Source organism: Pseudomonas sp. TKO26, assembly GCF_003225665.1.
GTDB lineage: Bacteria > Pseudomonadota > Gammaproteobacteria > Pseudomonadales > Pseudomonadaceae > Aquipseudomonas > Aquipseudomonas saponiphila.
Window position 1 is genome coordinate 243,925 of sequence record NZ_QKLN01000004.1, and the last position, 22,886, is coordinate 266,810.

The 22,886-nt window shown below is 65.7% G+C and carries 19 protein-coding genes; 12 read left to right on the forward strand and 7 right to left on the reverse strand.

Translation table 11 applies throughout. The annotated features are described in order from the left end of the window. Positions 1-7: 7 nt before the first annotated feature. The 5 genes from otnK (at position 8) to DNK59_RS08280 (ending at position 5,525) form a co-directional block, all read left to right on the forward strand. The gene (otnK, locus tag DNK59_RS08260; RefSeq protein WP_110722885.1) at positions 8-1,300 is read left to right on the forward strand and encodes a 3-oxo-tetronate kinase; all 1,293 of its coding nucleotides are present in this window, start codon (positions 8-10) and stop codon (positions 1,298-1,300) included. After that, positions 1,297-1,935 carry an aldolase gene (locus tag DNK59_RS08265; RefSeq protein WP_110722886.1) on the forward strand — a complete coding sequence of 213 codons (639 nt, stop codon included), beginning with the start codon at positions 1,297-1,299 and terminating at the stop codon, positions 1,933-1,935. Before otnK ends, DNK59_RS08265 begins: the two co-directional genes overlap by 4 nt. 186 nt (positions 1,936-2,121) lie before the next feature. Beyond that, complete coding sequence (locus DNK59_RS08270; protein WP_110722887.1) at positions 2,122-3,585, forward strand: SLC13 family permease; 1,464 nt, start codon at positions 2,122-2,124, stop codon at positions 3,583-3,585. A 21-nt stretch (positions 3,586-3,606) separates the two neighbouring features. After that, on the forward strand, positions 3,607-4,389 hold the full coding sequence (otnI, locus tag DNK59_RS08275; protein WP_110722888.1) for a 2-oxo-tetronate isomerase: 783 nt from the start codon (positions 3,607-3,609) through the stop codon (positions 4,387-4,389). Positions 4,390-4,457: 68 nt separating this feature from the next. Continuing rightward, positions 4,458-5,525: an alpha/beta fold hydrolase gene (locus DNK59_RS08280; protein WP_110722889.1), complete on the forward strand. Its 1,068-nt coding sequence runs from the start codon at positions 4,458-4,460 to the stop codon at positions 5,523-5,525. 176 nt (positions 5,526-5,701) lie between these two features. Here the strand turns inward: DNK59_RS08280 and DNK59_RS08285 are convergent, their stop codons facing one another. The 3 genes from DNK59_RS08285 to DNK59_RS08295 all read right to left on the reverse strand — a co-directional run bounded on the left by DNK59_RS08285 (position 5,702) and on the right by DNK59_RS08295 (position 7,792). Further along, positions 5,702-6,514, reverse strand: a complete 813-nt coding sequence (locus tag DNK59_RS08285) for a DeoR/GlpR family DNA-binding transcription regulator (protein ID WP_092314360.1) — start codon at positions 6,512-6,514, stop codon at positions 5,702-5,704. 138 nt (positions 6,515-6,652) lie between these two features. After that, a complete protein-coding gene (locus DNK59_RS08290; RefSeq protein WP_110722890.1) occupies positions 6,653-6,922 on the reverse strand; it encodes a hypothetical protein in 270 nt (89 codons plus the stop codon). A gap of 141 nt (positions 6,923-7,063) precedes the next feature. Beyond that, the gene (locus DNK59_RS08295) at positions 7,064-7,792 is read right to left on the reverse strand and encodes an ABC transporter substrate-binding protein (protein WP_177431217.1); all 729 of its coding nucleotides are present in this window, start codon (positions 7,790-7,792) and stop codon (positions 7,064-7,066) included. Positions 7,793-7,956: 164 nt separating this feature from the next. Here DNK59_RS08295 and DNK59_RS08300 point away from each other — a divergent pair, with 164 nt between their 5' ends. The 7 genes from DNK59_RS08300 to DNK59_RS08330 all read left to right on the forward strand — a co-directional run bounded on the left by DNK59_RS08300 (position 7,957) and on the right by DNK59_RS08330 (position 16,590). Further along, on the forward strand, positions 7,957-8,991 hold the full coding sequence (locus tag DNK59_RS08300; RefSeq protein ID WP_110722892.1) for a lysozyme inhibitor LprI family protein: 1,035 nt from the start codon (positions 7,957-7,959) through the stop codon (positions 8,989-8,991). Between the two features lie 276 nt (positions 8,992-9,267). Then, the gene (gene fabV / locus DNK59_RS08305) at positions 9,268-10,464 is read left to right on the forward strand and encodes an enoyl-ACP reductase FabV (protein WP_060839021.1); all 1,197 of its coding nucleotides are present in this window, start codon (positions 9,268-9,270) and stop codon (positions 10,462-10,464) included. Positions 10,465-10,799: 335 nt separating this feature from the next. Further along, positions 10,800-11,498, forward strand: a complete 699-nt coding sequence (locus tag DNK59_RS08310) for an AzlC family ABC transporter permease (protein WP_110722893.1) — start codon at positions 10,800-10,802, stop codon at positions 11,496-11,498. Then, the gene (locus DNK59_RS08315) at positions 11,498-11,809 is read left to right on the forward strand and encodes an AzlD domain-containing protein (RefSeq protein ID WP_177431221.1); all 312 of its coding nucleotides are present in this window, start codon (positions 11,498-11,500) and stop codon (positions 11,807-11,809) included. Before DNK59_RS08310 ends, DNK59_RS08315 begins: the two co-directional genes overlap by 1 nt. A gap of 67 nt (positions 11,810-11,876) precedes the next feature. Beyond that, a complete protein-coding gene (locus DNK59_RS08320) occupies positions 11,877-12,866 on the forward strand; it encodes an SMI1/KNR4 family protein (protein WP_110722894.1) in 990 nt (329 codons plus the stop codon). Continuing rightward, positions 12,863-13,822 carry a GDP-mannose pyrophosphatase NudK gene (gene nudK, locus DNK59_RS08325; RefSeq protein WP_110722895.1) on the forward strand — a complete coding sequence of 320 codons (960 nt, stop codon included), beginning with the start codon at positions 12,863-12,865 and terminating at the stop codon, positions 13,820-13,822. The genes DNK59_RS08320 and nudK overlap by 4 nt, the downstream gene beginning before the upstream one ends. Positions 13,823-14,019: 197 nt before the next feature. Further along, positions 14,020-16,590 (forward strand): EAL domain-containing protein, encoded by a 2,571-nt coding sequence (locus DNK59_RS08330; RefSeq protein ID WP_110722896.1) that lies wholly within the window; start codon positions 14,020-14,022, stop codon positions 16,588-16,590. A gap of 43 nt (positions 16,591-16,633) precedes the next feature. Here DNK59_RS08330 and DNK59_RS08335 read toward each other — a convergent pair whose 3' ends face one another. From DNK59_RS08335 to DNK59_RS08350, 4 genes are read right to left on the reverse strand one after another with little or no spacing between them, the layout of a single operon-like run. Beyond that, positions 16,634-18,052, reverse strand: coding sequence for an ATP-binding protein (locus DNK59_RS08335; RefSeq protein WP_110722897.1), 1,419 nt, complete (start codon positions 18,050-18,052; stop codon positions 16,634-16,636). Then, the gene (locus DNK59_RS08340; protein WP_110722898.1) at positions 18,040-19,854 is read right to left on the reverse strand and encodes a DAHL domain-containing protein; all 1,815 of its coding nucleotides are present in this window, start codon (positions 19,852-19,854) and stop codon (positions 18,040-18,042) included. The genes DNK59_RS08335 and DNK59_RS08340 overlap by 13 nt, the downstream gene beginning before the upstream one ends. Then, a complete protein-coding gene (locus tag DNK59_RS08345; RefSeq protein WP_110722899.1) occupies positions 19,851-20,837 on the reverse strand; it encodes a cytochrome-c peroxidase in 987 nt (328 codons plus the stop codon). The genes DNK59_RS08340 and DNK59_RS08345 overlap by 4 nt, the downstream gene beginning before the upstream one ends. After that, complete coding sequence (locus tag DNK59_RS08350) at positions 20,834-22,750, reverse strand: bifunctional diguanylate cyclase/phosphodiesterase (protein ID WP_110722900.1); 1,917 nt, start codon at positions 22,748-22,750, stop codon at positions 20,834-20,836. The genes DNK59_RS08345 and DNK59_RS08350 overlap by 4 nt, the downstream gene beginning before the upstream one ends. Positions 22,751-22,886 lie beyond the last annotated feature (136 nt).

The window sequence follows — 22,886 nt, forward strand, 5'->3', positions numbered from 1 at the left end:
GTTCGTGATGAGCATGTCCACTCCACGCCCGTTGCTGGGCTGCATCGCCGATGACTTCACCGGTGCCACCGATCTGGCCAACATGCTGGTGCGCGGCGGCATGCGCACCGTGCAGAGCATTGGCATTCCCAGCGCCGAAGTGGCCGCCGGCCTGGATGCCGACGCCGTGGTGATCGCCCTGAAGTCCCGCACCACCCCGGTGGGCGAGGCCGTGGCCGAATCCCTGGCGGCCCTGCAATGGCTGCGCGAGCAAGGCTGCGAACAGATCTTCTTCAAGTACTGCTCGACCTTCGACTCCACCGCGGCGGGCAATATCGGTCAGGTCAGCGAAGCGCTGCTCAAGGCCCTGGGCAGCGATTTCACCCTGGCTTGCCCGGCGTTTCCGGAGAACGGCCGGACGATTTTCCGTGGCCACCTGTTTGTCCAGGACCAGTTGCTCAACGAGTCGGGCATGCAGCATCACCCGCTGACACCGATGACCGATGCCAACCTGCTGCGGGTGTTGCAAGCGCAGACCACGCTGCCGGTGGGCCTGCTGCGTTACGACAGCGTGGCCCAGGGCGTGGACGCGGTGCGGGCGAAGATCGCCGAACTGCGGCAAAAGGGTGTGGCCATGGCGATTGCCGATGCGCTGTCCGATGCCGACCTGTACACCCTCGGCGCGGCCTGCGCCGACCTGCCGCTGTTGACCGGCGGTTCCGGGCTGGCCCTGGGCCTGCCGGAGAACTTCCGCCGCGCCGGTAAGCTGCGTGACCTGGACGCCGCCAGCCTGCCGCCGGTGGCCGGTGGCGAAGTGGTGCTGGCTGGCAGCGCCTCGGCGGCCACCAATGCCCAGGTCGACGCCTGGCTGGAAGCCGAGCGTCCAGCCCTACGCGTCGATCCCCTGGCCCTGGCGGCGGGCGAGCCGGTAGTAGCCCAGGCCCTGGCCTTTGTCCAGGCCCAGCAGGACAGCGTACTGATCTACGCCACCAGCACTCCCGAGCAGGTCAAGGCGGTGCAGCGGCAACTGGGCGTGGAGCGCGCCGGGGCCCTGGTGGAGAGTGCCCTGGGCGAGATCGCCCGCGGCCTGCGCGACCAGGGCGTGCGACGCTTCGTAGTGGCCGGCGGCGAAACCTCCGGCGCGGTGGTCAAGGCCCTGGGCGTGCGCCTGCTGCAGATCGGCGCGCAGATCGATCCCGGGGTGCCGGCCACGGTCAGCAGCGGCGGCGAGCCTTTGGCCCTGGCCCTGAAATCCGGCAACTTCGGCGGTCGCGACTTTTTCAGCAAAGCCCTGCGCCAACTGGCCGGAGGTCAGCCATGAGCCGGGAAAACGCCCTGCGCGAAGAGATCTGCGATGTCGGTCGCAGCCTGTACCAGCGCGGCTACACCGTGGGCAGCGCCGGCAACATCAGCGCGCGACTCGACGATGGCTGGCTGATCACCCCCACCGACGTCTGCCTCGGGCGCCTCGACCCGGCGGCGATTGCCAAGGTCAACCTGGCGGGGGAGTGGGTCAGCGGCGACAAGCCGTCCAAGACCCTGGCCCTGCATCGTCAGGTGTATGACCGCAATCCCGGCGTGGGCGGAGTGGTGCACACCCATTCCACCCACCTGGTGGCGCTGACCCTGGCCGGGGTCTGGCGCGACGACGACATCCTGCCGCCGCTGACCCCGTACCAGGTGATGAAGGTCGGGCACATCCCGTTGATCGGCTACCAGCGTCCGGGTTCGCCCAAGGTCGCCGAGCAGGTGGCGCAACTGGCCAACCGGGTGCGTGGGGTGATGCTCGAACGCCTGGGCCCGGTGGTCTGGGAAAGCAGTGTGTCCAAGGCCAGCTACGCCCTGGAGGAACTGGAGGAAACCGCGCGCCTGTGGTTGCTCACCCAGCCGCGACCTGCGCCCCTGGATCAACACGCCCTGGATGAACTGCGGGACGCTTTCGGCGCCGCCTGGTAAACGCAACACCACTGCCAACGCTTGATGCAAGCCCGTCCCCGGGAGCCCTGACAGGACTCCCGTGGGCAGCGGCTTGCCGGTAAAAACAATAACAACAGGACTTCCCGAGATGAATGACTGCATTTGCTTTACGGGTTCCAGCGTCACCTGCCACACCGGCCTGCCACTCTGCGGAGGGCTTGCCCAATGAGCCCGCTGATTCTGATGATCACCGCCGGGGCCGGCATCGCCCTGCTGCTGTTTCTGGTGCTCAAGTACAAGTTCCAGCCCTTTGTCGCGCTGATGCTGGTGAGCATCCTGGTGGCGCTGGTGGCCGGGGTGAAACCGGCGGAGCTGGTGGCCACCATCGAAGGCGGCATGGGCAAGACCCTTGGCCACATCGCCATCATCATCGCCTTGGGCGCCATGATCGGTCGCATCATCGAACTGTCCGGCGGTGCCGAGGCCCTGGCCAAGACCCTGATCGAACGCTTCGGCAACCGCCGCACGCCCCTGGCGCTGACCATGGCCGGGTTCATCATCGGCGTGCCGGTGTTCTTCGAGGTCGGGGTGATCATCCTCATGCCGCTGGCCTACGGCGTGGCCCGCAGTGCGCGCAAGCCGCTGTTGGTGTTCGCCTTGCCGATGTGCGCCGCGCTGCTCACCGTGCATGCCTTCCTGCCGCCCCATCCGGGCGCGGTGGCGGCGGCCAGCCAGCTGGGGGCGGACCTGGGCCGGGTGCTGATGTTCGGCCTGCCACTGACCGCGCTGCTGTGCTACGTCGGCTACCGCGTGGCGGGGCGCATGACCCGGCGCAACTACCCGATGACCGACGATATCCGTGCCGAAGTCTATGGCCCGCACGTCACCAATGAAGACCTGGCGGCCTGGAACAACGGCGCCGAACAGCCGGCCAGCCCGCAAGCGGTGGCGGCCGTGGCCCACATGGGCCTGGAGGAATCCACCGGCAGCCTGGCGGCGAAACTGCCGCCGGCGCCGCCACCGGGTTTCGGTTTGATCGTCAGCCTGATCCTGCTGCCCATCGTGCTGATCCTGCTGGGCACCCTGGCCACCTCCTTGCTGCCGGTGGAATCCGCTCTGCGCGGGGTGCTCACCGTACTCGGCGCGCCGCTGGTGGCGCTGCTGCTGGACACCCTGCTGTGTGCCTGGCTGCTGGGCTCGCGCCGCGGCTGGAGCCGCAGCCAGGTGTCCGATGTGATCGGCTCGGCGCTGCCCGGGGTGGCCATGGTGATCCTGATCGCCGGGGCCGGCGGGGTGTTCGGCAAGGTCCTGGTGGACACCGGGATCGGCGCGGTGGTTTCCGACCTGCTGCGTACCACCGGCCTGCCGGTTCTGGCCCTGGGCTTCTTGCTGACCATGCTGCTGCGCGCGGTGCAGGGCTCGACCACCGTGGCCCTGGTGACCACCGCCGGGATCATCGCGCCGCTGATCGCCACCCTTAACCTGAGCCCCAACCACATGGCCCTGTTGTGCCTGGCCATGGGCGGTGGCGGGCTGGCCATGTCCCATATCAACGACGCCGGGTACTGGATCTTCACCAAGCTGGCCGGGCTCAACGTCGCGGACGGACTGCGCACCTGGACCGTGATCACCACCTTGCTCGGCACCTTGGGGTTCTGTATTACCCTGCTGATCTGGCCGTTTGTCTGACCCTTTGCCCCTGGAGTTCCCATGCCTCGTTTTGCTGCCAACCTCAGCATGCTCTACCCGCAACACGACTTCCTTGAGCGTTTTGCCGCTGCGGCGGCCGATGGTTTCAGCGCGGTGGAGTACCTGTTTCCCTACGACTACAGCCCCGCGCAACTGAAACAGCGCCTGGACGATCACGGCCTGCAGCAGGCCCTGTTCAACGCGCCGCCCGGTGACTGGGCGGCGGGGGAGCGGGGCATCGTCTCCCTGCCCGGACGCGAGCAGGAGTTCCGCCAGGGCTTCGACCAGGCCCTGGAATATGCCGCGGTGCTGGGCAATTCACGGATCCACGTGATGGCCGGCCTGCTGCCCTCGGAAAGCCAGCGCGCCCGGCATCATGCCGTGTATCTGGAGAACCTGGCCCACGCCGCGACCCAGGCGGCCAAGGTCGGGGTCACGGTGCTGCTGGAACCGATCAACACCCGGGACATGCCGGGGTTCTTCCTCAATCGCCAGGATCAGGCCCAGGCCATCTGCAAGGAAGTGGGCGCGGCCAACCTCAAGGTGCAATTCGACTGCTACCACTGCCAGATCGTCGAAGGCGACCTGGCGGTGAAGTTGCGTCGCGACCTGGCGGGCATCGGCCATATCCAGATCGCCGGGGTGCCGGATCGTCACGAGCCGGGTCTTGGCGAGTTGAACTATCCCTACCTGTTCCAATTGCTGGACGAGCTCGGCTATGACGGCTGGGTCGGTTGTGAATACCGCCCCCGTGGCGACACCTCCGTCGGCCTGCAGTGGCTGCGCGACTGGCAGGTGCGCTAAGCCTGTGCCGCCCCTTGGTGCCGAGCGCGCCAGGGGGCTTTTCTCCAATAAAAACAAGGACATTCCCCATGCAGCGTTTTGCCTGCAAGGCCGCGCTCGGCCTGATTCTGGCCCTGGGTGTCGCCTCCCTGGCTGCGGCAGCCAGCCTGCCGACGGCCACTGAAGGCGACTGGGTCGCCCCGCAGTTCAACTTCCACAACGGTGAACAGCTCGCCAACCTGAAGCTCCACTACATCACCCTGGGCAACCCCAAGCACCCGGCGATCCTTTACCTGCACGGCACTTACCGGCCGGCCAGCGATCTCTTGAGCAAGGACTTTGGCGGTGAGCTGTTCGGCCCGGGGCAGCCTCTGGATGCGAGTAAGTACTACATCATTGCCACCGACGGCATTGGCGTTGGCCAGTCGAGCAAGCCTTCCGATGGCCTGCGCGCGCGCTTTCCCCAGTACAACTATGACGACATGGTCCAGGCCCAGTACCGCCTGGTCACCGAGGGGCTGGGGATCAAGCACCTGCGGCTGGTCATCGGCAATTCCATGGGCGGCATGCAGACCTGGCTCTGGGGCCAGAACTGGCCGCAGATGATGGACGCCCTGGTGCCCATGGCTTCCCAGCCCACCGAGATGGCGTCGCGCAACTGGATGATGCGCCGCCTGCTGGTGGAGTCGATCAAGCAAGATCCGGCCTGGGACAACGGCAACTATCGGGTCCAGCCGCCGTCCCTGCGCCTGGCCAACGCGCTGTTCGCCACCGGCACCAGCGGCGGCACCCTGGCTTATCAGGCCCTGGCGCCGACCCGGGCCCAGGCCGACAAACTGGTGGATGAGCGCCTCAAGGCGCCGCAGACCGCCGATGCCAACGATTTCATCTACCAATGGCAGTCCTCGGCGGACTACAACGCCGCGCCGGGGCTGAGCAAGATCCAGGCCCCGGTGCTGGTGATCAACTCGGCGGACGATGAACGCAACCCGCCGGAAACCGGCACCCTGCAAGCGGCGCTCAAGCAGGTCAAGGATGCTCGCCTGCTGCTGATTCCCGCCAGCGCCGAAACCCGCGGGCATGGCACCACCGGCATGGCGCGGTTCTACGCCCGCGAGCTGGGGCAGTTCATGACCGAGACTGAAAAAAAACGCTAGCGGCCACTGCGCGCTTCTTGGTGGCGAGGGAGCTTGCTCCCGCTGGGCGGCGCAGCCGCCCCAAACCTCGACGGCGCGGTGTTTCAGGGAGTGAGGGGGCAGGGATTGCGTCTGCTGCGCAGACGAGCGGGAGCAAGCTCCCTCGCCACGGACTGTTGTGTGGGGCTAGCGCTGACTCAGGCTGGCGCCGGCAGCAGCAACTCCACCCCGTGCTTGCGGATGCCGTCCGCCGCCGCCGGGGCCAGGGCGGCGTCGCTGATGATGATGTCGAACTGCTCCAGCTCGGCAATCTTGTACATGCCGAAGGTGCCGTACTTGGAGCTGCTGGCCACCAGCACCACCTGGGTCGCCGACTGCATCGCCACCTGCTTGACCTCGACCTTCAGCGCCGAGGGCGTGGTGATGCCCCGGCGCAGGTCCCAGGAACTGGTGGAGATAAAGGCCACGTCCGTGACCACCTGACGCAGGGTGGCCACCGCCAGCCCGCCGACACAGGAATGGTTGGAGTGGTCTAGCTGGCCGCCGGTGTGAATCACCGTGACCTGGGGCGCATCCATCAAGGCCTGGGCCACGCCGAAATCGTTGGTGATCACGGTCATTCCCGATAGCGCCTTGATGTAGGGCACGATCTCCAGGGTGCTGGTGCCGGCATCCAGGTAGACCGTCATGTCCGCGTGCAACAGGCCCGCCGCGAGCTTGGCCATGGCCTGCTTCTGCGGCAGCTCCACCACTGCCTTGGACTGATGGCTGGGCTCGCTGTGCAACTGGCTGGCGATGCGCACGCCGCCGGTCACCGAGTGGGCGCGGCCTTCCTGTTCCAGCAGGGCGATATCCCGGCGCACGGTCATGTGCGAGCAGTCGAACATCTCCATCAACTGGTGCACGCTGAGCACCTGATGCTTGCGCAACTGGCGCAGGATCTGCTCGCGGCGTTGCTCGGGAATCATCGGCGCGCCGCTGTCGCTGGCAAGGTCCTTGGGGGTAGGCATTGAAGCTCCGGTTTGGCGGGTCGGCAAAGGCAGAAATCGGCACGCCATAGTAGCGAATGTAGCTGCTGTGGACGAGATTTAGTGCCGTGCGCGCGTCAGAAAACGCTTCGCAGAATCAGCTGGCCAGTTGGCCACGGGTCAGGGGCAGAACGGGCAATACAGATTGTCGAGAAAGTCCTGGCTGTCGATGTTGTCGTCAAGCACCTGCACCACCACCGGGCCATGGTGTTTGCATTGCAGGAGCTGCCCGGCGCCACTGCGGCTGGGCGGCTGGTCGCTGAATTCATGGCTGCCGCACCAGGGGCATTTGCGCACGCTGGCGTCGCTCTGACCGAGTATCGCCAGGTGCCAGCCGCAGCCGGCGCAATGGAGACGGTGCAGCGGGCGGGCAGGGGTAAAGGTCGGCATGGAACATTCCTTGGTGCGGGGCTCAGCCCGGCATCAGCAGTCGTTTGAGCAGGCGGGGGTTGGCGCGCCTGGGCCGCGCATTGCGGGCAGAGGGCATGGCGCTTGATTGGGCAAGGCGAGTCATGGCTTGCATCCGCCCACCTACGGGGGCGGGTGGTCGATATGCCAGCGCTGCATGAACGCTTGTAGGCTGCCGTCGTCCTTCATCGCGTCCAGGGCGCGCTGCCAGCGGGCCACCTGGGCCGCATCGACCTTGGGCGAGAAGGCGATGTAGGCGTCCTGGTGCATCAGCGGCATCTGGTAGCGCAACTGTTCCAAGGGCAGGCCCGCATTGCTGGCGAAGGTGCTGACGCTCATGGTGTCGGCGACCACGTACTGCACGCGGCCGATCTGCAGCAGGCGCATCATGATTTCCGGGCTGTCGACGCCCCACAGGTTGTCCAGGCCCTGCTGCTTGAGGTAGCTGTAGACCAGCCATTTGCGCGGTACGGCGATCTGGCCCCGGGTCTGGTGCAAGTCGCTGATCTGCAGATCGTCGTTGCTGCGGGTGTAGAGCGCGGTTTCGGTGCGCATCAGCGGGCCGACCCATTGGTAGCGCGATTCACGCTCCTGGGTGCGCAGGATGGTAAACACCGCGGTGTCGGCATCCTCGCTAGCATCGCGCAGGGCGCGCAGCATCGGCCGTTGCTGGACCTGCACCGGATCGCCGGTGCGTTGCGCCAGGGCTTGCACCACCTCCACCGCGAAGCCGGTCATGCGCGGGCCCTGCTGAAAGTGCAGCGGCGGGTGGTTGTCGGTCAGCATGCGCAACTCATCGGCTTGAACGGTGAGGCTCAACAGCGGCAACAGTGCCTGCAGCATCCATTTCATGCAGTGCCCTTGGGGGGGATAAAGCGCAGAGCTTAGTACGACTGGTCGGCGCCTGTCGCGCTAAAACTGCGGGCCTTGGCCGGCCATGCCGGGGCGATTCTGGCGTCGGCAGATCGCTGCGCTGCAGGTATCCTTGCGCGGCCTTCATTGAATGGAATCGACCCATGTTCGCCCCCCTTGTTCATCCCCTGCGAGCCAGCGGCTTGCTGCTGGCGCTGCTGGCCTGTGGCCAGGGCGCCCAGGCCAGCAGTTTCGACTGCGCCAAGGCCGCCAGCACCAGTGAAAAGGCCATCTGCGCCGACCCCTATACCGCCGGGCTGGACAGCCGCCTGGGCAAGGCCTGGACCGCCACCCTGGCCGAGGCCAAGGACCCCAAGGCGCTGCGCCTGGGCCAGCGTGAATGGCTCAAGCAGCGCGACCAGTGCCAGGCCGACCTGGGCTGCCTGCGCAGCCAATACCTGAGCCGGCTGATGGTGCTGCGCTATGTGAATATCCCGTTCAACTGGCAGGGCACCTGGCAGCGGGTGTCGGTCAGCCCGTTCTACGGCGGTGAGCTGGTGATCCGGCGCAGCGACGAAGATCGTCTGAGCTTCGACCTGTCGGCCATGGGCGGCGCCAATTCTGGTGCGCTCGCGGGCAAGCTGCGGCTCCAGGACGGTGAAGCCCGCTACAGCGTCGAGGGCTGCAAGCTGCGCTTTACCCCGCGCAACGGCCTGTTGCAGGTGACCCAGGAAGGCGACTCCTATGCCTGCGGCGCCGGTTCGGGGGTGTACTACGACGGCCTCTATGTGGCCTCCCAGCAAATCCTGGAGAACCAGTACGATCTGCTGTCCACCGCGCTGGTGCGCACCGAGGCAGAAGATCAGCGCGCCCGGGCGCTGCTGCAAGAGGATTACCAGACCCTGCTCGACAGCGGTTCGGTGTTCTCCCAGGACACCTCGGCCGAGCTCAAGGGCGCCGAGGTCACCGATATGTGGCTGCGGGGGCTGGCCAATACCAATGCGGCGATCTTCGTGCGCGGCGCCCAGGGCCAGTTGTGGGTCGCGTTGCTGGTCGTGGCGGGTCCCACGGATGAAGTGCGGGTGCGCTATTACACCACCGAGCGCGAGTGGAAGCAGCGCCTGCCGGACGTGCTGCAGAACTGGTATGCAGCGCGCCGCAGCCAGGGCAAGCAACTGCCCCTGGACATGATGCCCTGAGGCCGTGGCGACCCCGGCCGGCCAACGATGAGGGCAGGGCGACGCATAAATTTCGCCGGGCGGATGCTGAAGCCGGCCGGTGCAGCTGCTAGAGTCTCGGCCCTGGCCGCCTGGGTATCCGCCCGAGGAAGCCGGCACCGGGGCGCCAAGCCTCGGCCGGCCGGACAAATTCCATCCGTTGGTGACGCGAAGCCATTGTGAGCGTCTACGACCTTAGCAAGTGACACTGCCGCCGCCGTTACCGGCGCCTGGCACATTGAAATTGGGAGATTGTGAATGGTCATCAAACCCCGCGTTCGCGGCTTTATCTGTGTGACGACCCACCCGGTGGGTTGCGAAGCCAACGTCAAGCAGCAGATCGATTACGTCACCCAGCAGGGCGCCATCGACGCAGGGCCGAAGAACGTGCTGGTCCTGGGTGCCTCCACCGGCTACGGCCTGGCCGCGCGGATCACCGCCGCCTTTGGCTGTGGCGCCAACACCCTGGGCGTGTTCTTCGAGCGCGGCAGCGTTGACGGCAAGCTGGGCACCGCCGGCTGGTACAACACCGCGGCCTTCCACAAGTTCGCCGAAGAAAAGGGCCTGTACGCCAAGAGCATCAATGGCGACGCCTTCTCCGACGCGGTCAAGGCCGAGACCATCGAAACCATCAAGCGCGACCTGGGCAAGATCGACCTGGTGGTCTACAGCCTGGCCGCTCCGCGCCGCACCCACCCCAAGACCGGTGAAGTGCTGAGCTCGACCCTCAAGCCCCTGGGCAAGTCGGTGACCCTGCGCGGTGTCGATACCGACAAGGAAATCGTCAAGGAAACCACCCTGCAGCCGGCGACCCAGGAAGAGATCGACGGCACCGTGGCGGTGATGGGCGGCGAAGACTGGCAGATGTGGATCGACGCCCTGCACGACGCCGGGGTCCTGGCTGAAGGCGCGAAAACCACCGCCTTTACCTACCTGGGCGAGAAGCTGACCCACGACATCTACTGGAACGGTTCGATTGGCGAAGCCAAGAAAGACCTGGACCAGAAAGTCATCGGCATGCGCCAGCAACTGGCCGACCTGGGCGGCGACGCCCGGGTATCGGTGCTCAAGGCCGTGGTGACCCAGGCCAGCTCGGCGATCCCGATCATGCCGCTGTACCTGTCGCTGCTGTTCAAGGTGATGAAGGAGCAGGGCAGCCACGAAGGTTGCATCGAGCAGGTCTACGGCCTGTACAAGGACAGCCTGTACAACAGCGAGCCGGTGATCGACCAGGAAGGCCGCCTGCGCGCCGACTACAAGGAACTGCAACCCGAAGTCCAGGATCGGGTCAAGCAGCTGTGGGACCAGGTGACCAGCGAGAACCTCTACGAAATGACCGATTTTGTCGGTTACAAGCATGAGTTCCTGCGCCTGTTCGGTTTCGAGATCGAAGGTGTCGACTACGAAGCCGACGTCGACCCGGACGTGAAGATCAGCAACCTGATCCAGCTGTAATCCGCCTCTAGCGTCACCTGACAACGCCCCTCCACCGTGAGGGGCGTTGTCGTTTCAGGCCCCGGTGTTGCGTCGCGGCCGCCGCGGCTCAGCCAGCGTGATCAGTCCGGGCGCTTGATCAAGGGTGGGAGCGAGCTGGCTCGCGGTGGTGGTTAACGAAAACGCCGCGTTCACTGGGGCAACGCGGCGTTCTGGAGTGCATCGCGAGCCAGCTCGCTCCTACGGCGTTTGGCGGTTGCAAAAAAGTGCGGCGGTGGGCAATTGCGCAAGATCGTTCAAGCCAGGCGCCGTGTCAGCTGGCACAGTCAGCGTCCGTTATCTGTGTGCAGGGTGTCATGTCCAGCGTTCTTCTACCCCGTGCCGCGTTTATCCGCGGCGCCATCGCCATCGTGCCGCTGTCCCTGGCCACCGCGCCCTGGGGCCTGCTGGCCGGTTCCATGGCCATCGAGGCCAATCTCACGCCGTTGCAGGGCCAGGGGCTGTCGAGCATCGTCTTCGCCGGTGCCGCGCAACTGGTGGCCATCGGCATGCTCAAGGGCGGGGCGGGGATCTTCTCGATCCTGCTGACCACGCTGCTGCTGACCTCCCAGCACCTGCTCTACGGCATGAGCCTGCGCTCGGTGATCTCGCCCTTGCCCGGACGCTGGCGAGTGGGCCTGGGCTTTCTGCTCACCGACGAGCTGTTCGCCTTGACCAGCGCCCACGACAGGCAGCAGTTCGACCGCTGGTACGCCCTGGGCGTGGGCCTGACCTTCTATGTGGCCTGGAACCTGTTCACCCTGCTGGGCATCGTCCTGGGCAAGAGCATTCCGGGCCTTGAGCACCTGGGCCTGGACTTTTCCATCGCCGCCACCTTCATCGCCCTGATCACCCCGCTGGTGCGCAATGTACCCACCGTGGTCTGTGTCGCGGTGTCGCTGTTCTGCTCGGTGCTGTTCAGCTACTGGCACTGGGGCTCGGCCCTGGTGCTGGCGGGGCTGGCGGGGATGAGCGCGGGTTTTGTCTGCAACAAGCTGTATCGGGGGCGCGCATGATGGTCTGGGCAGTGATTTTCGGCATGGGCCTGTTGGTCTTTCTCAATCGCTACGTGTTTCTCGAACCGCGCCTGCCGCTGCGCCTGAGCAGCAATGCCCGGCAGTTCCTCGGTTTTGCCGTGCCGGGCATGCTCACGGCGATCTGCGGGCCGATCGTGTTCATGCCCGACCACCAGTTGAACTTGCACTGGGACAACCCCTACCTGCTCAGCTCGCTGGTGGCCATCGTGCTGGTGATCTACACCCGCAATACCCTGCTCAGCATGCTGCTGAGCATGGGTTTCTTTTTCCTTCTGCGCTGGTGGCTCTGAAGCAGGATTGCGGTAGCCTGTGCAGCTTTCGGCACAGGCCGACCTTCAACCGCAACGGATGCATCGGATGAGCGACTTTCCCCACGATATTGACCTGGATGCGTTCTGGGACCATGACCTGAGTGCCAAGATCAACCAGCCACCGGCCAGCGCCGCGATGATCGCCGAGTTGCAGGCCCTGCTGGGCTATCGGCTGCCGCCGTCCTATGTGGCGTTCATGCACCGTTACAACGGTGGCTGCCCGCACCTGTGCTGTTGTCCCACGGAGCAGGGCACCTCCTGGGCCGAGGACCACTGCGCAATCGACAGTTTCCTGAGCATCGGTCGCGACACCCGCTACTCCCTGGGCGGCAGCATGGGCAGCCGCTTCATGATCGAGGAGTGGGGCTACCCGGACCTCGGGGTGTACATCTGCAATTGCCCGTCCGCCGGCCACGACATGGTGGCCCTGGACTACCGCGAGTGCGGCCCCGAGGGCGAACCGCGAGTGGTGCACGTGGACCAGGAAGGCGACTACGAGGTGACGGTGCTGGCGCCGAACTTCGAGGCTTTTGTCCGCGCTCTGGTGTCCCCCGACGTCTACGACACCTCGGAGCAGGATTACCTGGACGACCTGGACACGGTCGCCGGCGCGCCGTTTTCGCCGTTGCTGGAAGAGCTGCTCGAAGACTTTCGCGATGTGCCCGACCTGGGACCGCTGATCCGCCAGATCGCCCTGCGCATCGTTCAGGACAAGCGCTGCTTTGCCCTGCACGCCGACCCGCTGTCGCACCTGCTGTATGACCTGCAGTTCTGGCTGTACCAGAACCGCTACCCAGTCCCCGACGAAGAGGCCTACCTGCAGGTCTATCAGCACATGATCGCCTTCGCCAAGGGCTTCGGCACCGGCGGCTACGCCCCGGATTTCATCCGCGACTGGTTCCGCGCGCGGCTGGCGGACGGTCATCTGCATCAGGCGGCGGGCGGGTTGGCCCTGACTCCGGCCTACCGCGCGCAGTTGCTGGAACAATTGTCGGGGTTTCGCCCCGCCGGCCCACAGACTCAGGAGCAGCCATGAGCGAGGAAAAGATCCGCATCACTGCCGAGAAGACCCTCTCCGACAACTGGTACGTGCTGAAGAAATACAGCTTCGAACTGCGCCGCCGCGATGGCAGCTGGCAGGCCCAGGAGCGTGAGGTCTACGACCGCGGCAATGGCGCGACGATCCTGCTGTACAACCTGCAACGGCGCACGGTGCTGCTGACCCGGCAGTTCCGCATGCCGGCCTTCGTCAACGACCACAGCGGCTACCTGATCGAGACCGCCGCCGGGCTGCTGGACGACGCCAGCCCGGAAGTGCGCATCCGCCAGGAAGCGCAAGAGGAAACCGGCTGCCGGGTGGGGGAGGTGCAGAAAGTCTTCGATGCCTTCATGAGTCCGGGTTCGGTGACCGAACGGGTGCATTTCTTCATCGGCCATTACCAGGCCGAGGACCGCATCGACGAGGGCGGCGGGCTGGAGCACGAAGGCGAGGACATCGAAGTCCTGGAGCTGGATATCGACCAGGCCCTGGACATGATCAAGAGCGGCGAGATCGCCGACGGCAAGACCATCATGCTCCTGCAGTACCTGCAGTTGCATGTGCTCAAGCCTCGCAGCCTGACGGTGCTGGTGGCCGGCCCCTACCGTTCCGGCACCGGCGACGATCCGCTGTTGCTGGCGCGTAATGTCGAGGCCATGGAGCAGTGCGCCGCCGAGGTGCTGGAGGCCGGGCATTTCCCGCTGCTGGGGGAGTGGGTGGCCTTGCCCATGACCCGTCTGGCCGGGTCCCGGGCGGTGGGCGACGAGGTCTACAACCAGCGCTTCCACGCCTATGCCGAGCGCCTGCTGCAACGCTGTGACGCGCTGCTGCGCATCGGTGGCCCCTCGGCCGGCTGCGACGCCATGGTGCAGATCGCCCAGGGGCTGGGCCTGAGCATCTATCACCAGGTGCAACAGCTGCCCAAAGTGACTCCCCGCCCAGGCCAGGACTGACCCCGGCTGTCTCTTGCCGGTCGCCGGCGGCATTTCCTGACCCCCTTCGCCATGGCTGCACAGATTTCCTCCCCGGCTTTTCTTCAGGCTCGGGGGGAAATACTGTCTATCGTCTAATAGGCAAGCAGAAGCTTCATCTCAGGCCGCGTGGGCTTGGAGCACACGGGTCGGTTTTTCGCTATGGCGCTTGGAGCACTATGGAAAACCCAGGTCTTGATCTGACGCCGGTGCGCGGTATCTCGAATCAGGCGCTGGCCCGCGCCACCTTGCTCGGATGCTCGGGATTGCTGTTGGCGCTGTTCATCTTCACCGGCGTGTTGCTGGTGTACATCGCCCTCGACCAGAACCTGGCCGCCGAGCAGCACAACCGCCTGGAAATCGAACAGGCCCTGCAATCGCTGAAAAACCAAGCCCGTCGCACCGTCAAGGACTATGCGCAGTGGGGCGATGCCTATCAGCACCTGCACCTGAAGGTCGATCCGGACTGGGCCTACACCCGGCACAACTTCGGTTCGTCCCTGTACCGCGACCTGGGTTTTGACGGGGTGTTTGTCATCGACCCGGCGGATCGCACGGCCTACGCGCTGGTGGCCGGTCGCCTGGAGGCGATGGACGCCCGGGACTGGTTCGGCGATGCGCTGCAACCCTGGCTGGCGCAGGTGCGCCAGGCGCCCGATGGCAAGGTCTTCAGCCGTTATCACGCGATCGGCGGGACACCGGCGCTGGTGTTCACCAGCGTGCTGAGCCCGGGCAGCGATCCGCAAGTGCAGGTCGATGGCGGTCCGCAGTCGGTGCTGGTGTTCGTGGTGTGGCTGGATTCGAGCCGTTTGCTGGTGCTGGGCCGTGAGGCGGGCGTCGAGCGCTTGCAGCAGGTCGCCGCCGGGGCTCCGGGCCCGCAGCCGACCCTGAGCCTGCCCAACGGTGCCGGAACCCTGCACTGGCAGCCGGCGCGACCGGGGCACCAGTTGCTGGTGCTGGTGATCCCGCTGTTGCTGCTGGCCGGGCTGCTGGTGGGCCTGATGGCAATCCTGCTGCTGCGGCGCTCCGCAGTGGCGGCGCGGCTCATCGATGATCAGGTCCAGGCCCTGCGCAGCAGTCGGGGGGCGCTGGAGGCCAGCGAAGAGCGTTTTCGCGATGTTGCCGAAGCCGCTTCCGACTGGATCTGGGAAGTGGATCCGCAGCTGCGCTTCACTTACCTGTCCGAGCGCTTCGAGGCCGTCACCGGCCTGTCCCGGGAGGCCGCCCTGGGACGGCCGATGCATGAACTGCTGAGCGCCGAGCAGGGATCGCTGCGCAACTGGCTGAGCGCCTCGCAGCGGCGTTCCCAGAGCATCCTGCAATGCGCCTACCTGGACGGTCAGCGCCGACCGCGAGTCTGCCGCCTGTCGGTACGGGCCATGGACGGCGGCGGCTACCGTGGCACCGCCAGCGATATCACCGAGGAGGTCGCGGCCCGGCGGCGCATCGAGTACCTGTCCCAGCACGATGCACTCACCGGTCTGGCCAATCGCATGCGCATGCGCGAGTACCTCGAAGATCGACTGTCGGCCTTGAGGGTGCTACAGCAGCCCTTGTTGATGCTCAGCGTCGACCTCGACCGCTTCAAGCCGGTGAACGATCTGCTGGGGCATGCCGCCGGCGACCAAGTGCTGCACGAGGTGTCCCAGCGCCTGTCCCACTGCCTGCGCAGCGAGGACCTGGTGGCTCGGGTCGGTGGCGACGAATTCGTGCTGGTGGTGCCCGGGCAGATGGCCCAGTTGGACATCGACGGCCTGTGCCGACGCTTGATCCAGCGTATCGGGGAGCCGTTCTACATTGCCGAGCATGAGGTGTTCATCAGTGCCAGCATCGGTGTCGCCCGGGCCCCGGACGATGCCAGCCAGGCCGAGGAACTGCTGCGTTATGCCGACATGGCCCTGTACGAGGCCAAGGCGGCGGGGCGCAGCACCTGGCGTTTCTACGCCGCCGACATGAATGCGCGGATCATCGAGCGCCGCGGTCTGGAGCGCGACCTGCGTCACGCCATCGACCAGGATCAGTTGCGCCTGCAGTTCCAGCCGCGCTATCGGCTGGGCGACGGCCAATGGCTGGGCGCCGGGGTGCTGGTGTGCTGGCAGCACCCGCGGCGTGGGCTGCTGGGGCCCGAGGTGTTCATGCCCATCGCCGAGGACACCGGGCTGATCCTGCCGCTGAGCAACTGGGTGCTGCACGCGGCCTGTCGTGCCGCCCGCGGCTGGCCCGAACACCTGCAGCTGGCGGTGAATCTGTCGGCCTGCGAGTTCCAGCGCGGCCAGCTGGTGGCCAGGATCCGCTCGGTGCTCGGTCAGAGCGGGCTGGCTCCCTCGCGTCTGGTGCTGGAGGTGGCCGACAAGACGCTGCTGGACGACGGGCGCCAGGTGCAGGACATCATGGGCGGGCTCAAGGCTCTTGGGGTGCAACTGCTGCTGGACGATTTCGGCAGTGGCTGTTCGGCGTTGCAGGACCTGCGGACCTATCCCCTGGACGGCCTGAAGATCGACAGCGGTCTGGTGGCCGGGCTGGGTCGCAGTCCGGCCGGTCGCTCGATCGTCCAGGCGATCGTCGACCTGGGGCATGCCCTGGGCCTGAAAGTGCTCGCCGAAGGGGTGGATACCCCGGAGCAGTTCGCCGCGTTGCGTGACATTCGCTGCGATGAGGTCCAGGGGCGGCATCTGAGCCCGCCCCTGGACGCCGATGCCCTGTTGCAACTCTGCGCCCAGGCGCCCCGGGCCGGAAGCTCGATGAGCTGAGGGCAGGGGGGCCGGGTCTTTGGCCAGGGAGGGGCGCGGCGCTTCAGTCCACGTCGCCGGCCGCTGGCTGGGGGACCTGGCGGATTGGCAGTTCCACGCGAAAGGTGCTGCCGACCCCCGGCTGGCTGCGGACACTGATCTGCCCGCCGTGTTTCTTGACGATCCCGTAGGACAGCGACAGCCCCAGGCCGGTGCCCTTGCCCACCGGCTTGGTGGTGAAGAAGGGGTCGAAAATCTTCTGCAGGTGCTGCGCATCGATGCCGCAGCCGGTGTCGCTCACCTCCAGCCAGACATGCTCGCCGTCCACGCCGTTGCGCAGGGTGATGGTGCCGCGTTCCGGCCCAATGGCCTGGGCGGCGTTGACCACCAGGTTCATCACCACCTGATTGAGCTGGGAGGGCAGGCACTCGATCGGCGGCAGCTCGTGGAAGTCCTTGACCAGGTCGGCCTTGTACTTGATCTCGTTGGCGACGATGTTCAGGGTCGAATCGATGCCCTGTTGCAGGTCTGCCAGTTGCCATTGCTGATCGCTGTCGACCCGGGAGAAGTTCTTCAGGTCCTTGACGATCTGCTCGACCCGGCCGATGCCTTCCCTGGACTCCTTGATCAGCAGCGGGATGTCTTCCTGGAGAAAGTCCAGGTCGATGCTCTCCCGCAGGCTTTGCAGGCGCTTGCGCACTTCCGGTGCGGCGATGGCTTCTTCGCTCTGGCGGTAGGCGCTGAGCATCTGGCCGATCTGTTGCAGGTAGCCGCCCAGGCTGCCGAGGTTGGAGGCGACGAAGCCGATGGGGTTGTTGATCTCGTGGGCCACGCCCGCGGCCAGTTGCCCGAGGGAGGCGAGTTTTTCCGACTGCACCAGCTGGTTCTCCAGTTGCTTGCGCTCGTCGATTTCCTGTTGCAGGGCGGTTCCGGCACGCTCCAGATCCGCGGTCCGCCGGGCCACCAGGCCCTCCAGGTGATGCATCTGCAGCAGGGCTCGGGCGGTCATTTCCCACTTGCTGGTGAGGGTGCTGGCCATTTGCTGGACTTCGATATTGTCGAAGGGCTTCTTCAGGATCAGCAGGCGGTCGTGGCCTTGCAGGCGCTCCAGCAGGTCCTCCCAGGAATAATCGGAGTAGGCGGTGCACACCACCACCTGCAGGCGCGGGTCTGCCTGCCACAGCCGTTCGATGGTCTGCACCCCGTCCCAGCCCTGGGGCATGCGCATGTCGACGAACGCCAGGGCATAGGGGCGCTGCTGCGCCAGGGCCTGGGTCACCTTGTTCAGGCCTTCCTCGCCGCCGTAGGCCGAGTCCAGTTCGAAGGGCTGCTGGCGGGAGCGGGTCGGGGCGCCGAACAGCTGCGCCTCCAGATCGTCGAGGTCGGCGTTGTCCGTCTGCGGCGTGAGGATCTTGCGAAAGTCCTCGTGGATCGCGGGGGTGTCGTCGATCAGCAGAATCCGGCGGTTGATCAATGAGTCCATGTGGGGTTCTCGGCGTCGATCAGCGGGATGTCCAGAGTGAAGGTGGCGCCCAGTCCCGGCCCGTCGCTGTGCACGCTGAGCTGGCCGTCCATCTCCATGGCGGCCAGGGCGCAACTGTGCAGGCCGAAGCCGTGGCCCTCCTTGCGGGTGGTGAATCCGTGGGCAAAGATCCGCGTGAGGTTTTCGGCGGCGATGCCTTCGCCCTGGTCCTGAACCTGGATGCGCAGAGTCCGTCCCTCCAGCACCCGGACGCGGATGGTCAGGGTGCGGGACTGCTCGTCGAGGTCGGACATGGCGTATTTGGCGTTGCTGATCAGGTTGATCAGGATCAGCAGCATGCGGTGCTTGTCGCCCATCACCTCGGGTACTTCGGCGTAGTCCTTGACCACCCTGACCTGGTGCCGGACCAAGGCCCCGGAGTTCATGCGCAGGGCGTCGTCGATCAGTTCGTTGACCCGCAGGGGTTCGACCAGCCGCGAGGCGCCGGCATAGGACTGCTGGGTGGCGACGATTTCCTTGATGTGATCGATACTGCGCCCGAGCTGGGCCAGCTCGTCGCTCATGCCCTGTTGCTCGCTGGCGATGGCCTCTACCAGCTGGTTGAGGTAGCCGGGGAGCAGCTTGCCCTTTTCGTCTTCAGTGAAGAACTGCCCCAGGTCGCCCTGGTGCTGGTTGATCAGTTGCATCGCCTTGCCCAGGCCCTGGGCCTTGCTGGAGCGCAGGGTGCGGCTCAGCAGTTCGCTGGAGATGTTCACGCTGTTGAGCACGTTGCCGACGTTGTGCAGCACATTGGTGGCGATTTCCGCCATGCCCGCCTGGCGCGCGGCGTGCAGCAGTTCGCTCTGGGCTTCCTTGAGCTCGTGGGTACGTTCCTCGACCCGTTGCTCCAGGTGTTCATTGGCGCTCTGCAGGGCGGTGTTGACCCGGCGGATCACTCCGTAGCTGCGCAGCAGGTGGAACAGCAGATAGAGGATCAACAGCACCAGCAGCGTCGAGAACAGCAGCAGGTACTGATGGGACTTCTGGTCCTGCAGGTCGGCCTGGAGCTGGTCGCTGTTGAGCTGGGCGTTGATCTCGTCCAGGCGCTGGGCCACCGGGATCGAGGTGATTTTCTCCAGCAGCTGGTTGACCATCGGCTGTTCGCGCAGGATCACCGAGACGTGGTTGCTGAGGATTTCCACCGGTTCGTGCATGGCCTCGGGCAGGCGTTGCTTGTTCACCGCCAGCTTGTTCAGCCCCACCAGAATGTCGGCGGCCTTGTCGTCGCTGGATACCTGGGCGAACTCCAGGCTGCTGAGCAGCAGGTCGTAGGTGTCGATGGCGATGCTCTGCTGCGCCAGGCGCTGGGCGTCATCCAGACCGGCCAGGCGGACCTGGATGTCGTCCTCGGCGGTGGGCAGGAAGGCCAGGGAGTTGCGCAGCACCGAGTTGTGGGACTTGAAGCGCTCCACCAGGTCGGCCTTTTCCTGGAACGCGGCGAGAAAGGCCTGATGACTGGCCTGCCATCCCTGGGGGTCTACATGCTCCTGCTGCGACACCTGATCGAAGCGACTCCACAGTCGATTGATCTGCTGCACCGGCAGCACCAGGGGATCGTAGTCATGGGTGATGGCGATGCGGGACTTGAGCACCTCGGTTTCCCACTGGGCGTTCAGTTGCTTGATGTGACCGATCAGGTCCCGGGACAGGGCGTAGTTCGCCGTCTGGCCGATGACCGTCTTCAGGTAGAGGAACGCCAGCGCCAGGACCAGGCCGAGGATCAGCAGGGTGAACAGGGTGACGGGCAGGCGGGGCCGCTTCATAGGGGCTTGTCCTGCCATTGCCCGGTCAGGGTCTTGAGAAACTTGACGATCAGGCCGGTGTCCTGGGGGCTCGGGGTCCGGCCCAGCTGGTACTTGAACATCACCTCCACCGCCTGCTCCAGGGTCTGCGCCGAGCCATCGTGGAAGTAGGGTGCGGTCACCGCCACGTTGCGCAGGCTGGGGACCTTGAAGACGTTGCGGTCCTGCTCGTCGCCGGTGATCAGGAAGCGCCCCAGGTCGGCCTCGGTGGGGTTGCCCCGAGCGGCGAAATAGTCGCCCATCACACCGAATTTCTGCAGCATGTTGCCGCCGATATTGACCCCTTGATGGCAGGCGATGCAGCCGTAGTCCTTGAAGCGCTGGTAGCCGTATTTCTCGTCCAGGCTGAGGATCTCGGTGTTGCCTTGCAGGTACTGGTCGAAGCGCGAGCCGCTGCTGAGCAGGGTACGTTCGTAGCTGGCCAGGGCGTCCTGCACGTTGGCCGCGGTCAGCGCATCCGGGTACAGCTCGGCGAAGCTCTGGCGGTAGCCAGGGTCCTCACTCAAGGTGCGCAGCAGGTTGGGCCAGTTGTTGCCCATCTCGATCGGGCTTTGCACCACCTGGTCGATCTGCGCTTCGAGGGTGACGGCGCGGGCGTCCCAGAACTGGCGAAAGTTCAACGCGGCGTTGAACACGCTGGGGGCATTGACCAGGGTCAGCTGGCCCTTGATGCCCAGGGACTTGGCCTGATTGTCGGCGCCGCCTTGGTCCAGCCGGTGGCAGCTGGCGCAGGAGCGGCTGTGGTCCTGGGACAGGCGCGGCTCGTTGAACAGTCGGCGCCCCAGTTCCACGCGCCTGGGGTCGAGGTCGGGGGGCGCGGGCAGGGGCTTGAGGGGTTCGTCCAGGGGCGCCGCAATGGCTGGCAGGGCGATGCCGAGCAAGCACCAGAGCGCCACGCCCAGGTGGCAACGCCGCAGGCGGCGGGCAAGGGCTGCGCGGTTCATGGCTGGTCCTCTGCCGCGGGGCTGGCCCGCTCTTGCAGGAAGCGGGCGAAGTCCGCCGCGGGCAAAGCCTTGCTGAAGTAGTAGCCCTGGCCTTCCTCGCAGCCCTGCTGGTTGAGAAAGGCCAGTTGCTGCTCTGTCTCCACCCCTTCGGCAATCACGTTCAGGTTGAGGTTGCGTCCCAACTGGATGATGGCGCTGACCAGGGTCGCATCCTTGGGGTTGTGGCTCAGGCCGTGGATGAAGGACTGGTCGATCTTCAGCACGTCCACCGGAAACTTGCGCAGGTAGCTGAGGCTGGAGTAGCCGGTGCCGAAATCGTCCACCGCCAGGCGCACCCCCAGGTTCTTGATGGCCAGCAGGATGGCCAGGGTCGCCTCGACGTTCTGCATCAGTACCCCTTCGGTGATTTCCAGCTCCAGCAAGGTCGGGTCCAGGCCGCTGTCCTGCAGAGCACTGCGCAACTGCGCGAGCAACTGCGGCTGGCGGAAATCGCTGGCCGAGAGGTTGACCGACAGGCGGATCGGTGCGAGCCCGGCCTGTTGCCAGGCGCGGGACTGGCGGGTGGCCTCGCCCAGTACCCATTGACTGACGGCATTGATCAGGCCGCTGTCCTCGGCTACCGGGATGAACCGGGCCGGGTTGACCCAGCCCCGTTGCGGGCTGAACCAGCGGATCAGCGCTTCGGCACCCACTACCTGGCCCGAAGCCAGGTGGATTTTTGGCTGGTAGTGCAACACAAACTCCCGATGTTCCAGGGCCTGGCGAATACCTGACTCCAGGTGCTGCTGTTCCCGGGCCCGGTGGGTCATGTCCTCGGTAAAGAAGCCGTAGCTGCCCGGTGCCTGGTCCTTGCTGTTGCGCATGGCCATCTCGGCCTTCTTGATCAGGGTCAGGGCATCCTGGCCATCCTCGGGAAACAGGCTGATTCCCAGGCTGGCGGTGACCTGCAGGTCGTACCCGGCGATGTCATGCACCTGGCTCACCGTGGCCAGGAGTTTTTGCGCGATGCTGCGCACCTTGGGTGGCGGCTGCTGGTCATGCAGCAGCACCACGAACTCGTCGGAGCCGTAGCGGAACACCGAGTCCGACTCGCGCATGCTTTGCTGCAGGTCCTGGGCGATGCGCTTGAGCAGTTCATCGCCTGTCGGGTAGCCCAGGGCCTGGTTGATCCGCTTGAAGCGGTCCAGGCCCAGGAACAGCACCGCCAGCTGTTGCCCATAGCGCCGGGCCCGGGCCATGGCCTGGCTCAGGCGATCGCCCAGCAGGGTGCTGGAGGGCAGCCCGGTGAGCACGTCGTAGTGCAGCAGGTGCGAAACCTTGAGCAGCTCGGCGACCCGCTCCTCGATGGCCCGCTGCAGATCGTCGAGCTTGTGCCGCGCATCCTGGGCCATCTGCCATTTCCAGGTCAGGGCACTGGCCATCTGGCGGATTTCCAGGCTGTCGAAGGGCTTTTTCAGAATCAGCAGGCGATCACCGAAGGCCAGGCGCTCGGCCAGGGCTTCCCAGGAGTAGTCGGAGTAGGCGGTGCACAGGGCGACTTGCAGCTCGGGGTCGGCCAGCCACAGCTGTTCGATGGTTTGCAGGCCGTCCCAGCCCGGCGGCATGCGCATGTCGATGAAGGCCATGGCATACGGCGTGCCCTGGGCCAGGGCCGCCTCGACCTTGGCCAGGGCTTCGCGGCCCTGGAACGCCGAATCCAGGCTGAAGGTCGGTGCGGGACGGTACTCGGGGCGACCGAACAACTGCTCCTCAATCTGGCCCAGGTCCGCTGCCTGCCGGGGGGCGAGGATCTTGTAGAAGTCTTGGTGGATCTCGGGGCTGTCATCGACGATCAGCACCCGCCGGTTGACCCGCGCGAAGGGCGGGCCCGGGGCGTCTTGCGCGGTTGTCTGTGGGTCGCAGCTAGTATCCATGGACCGTCCCTAGTGCCCAGAGCGTGCGTTCAACGCTGTGAGCATAGTCACTGTGTTCTGCGCGGGTGGAGGTTTTTTTTACTTTGGAGCAGAGCGCGAAAGCAAAAGCTGACTAGGATTGCCACAACAATCGAGC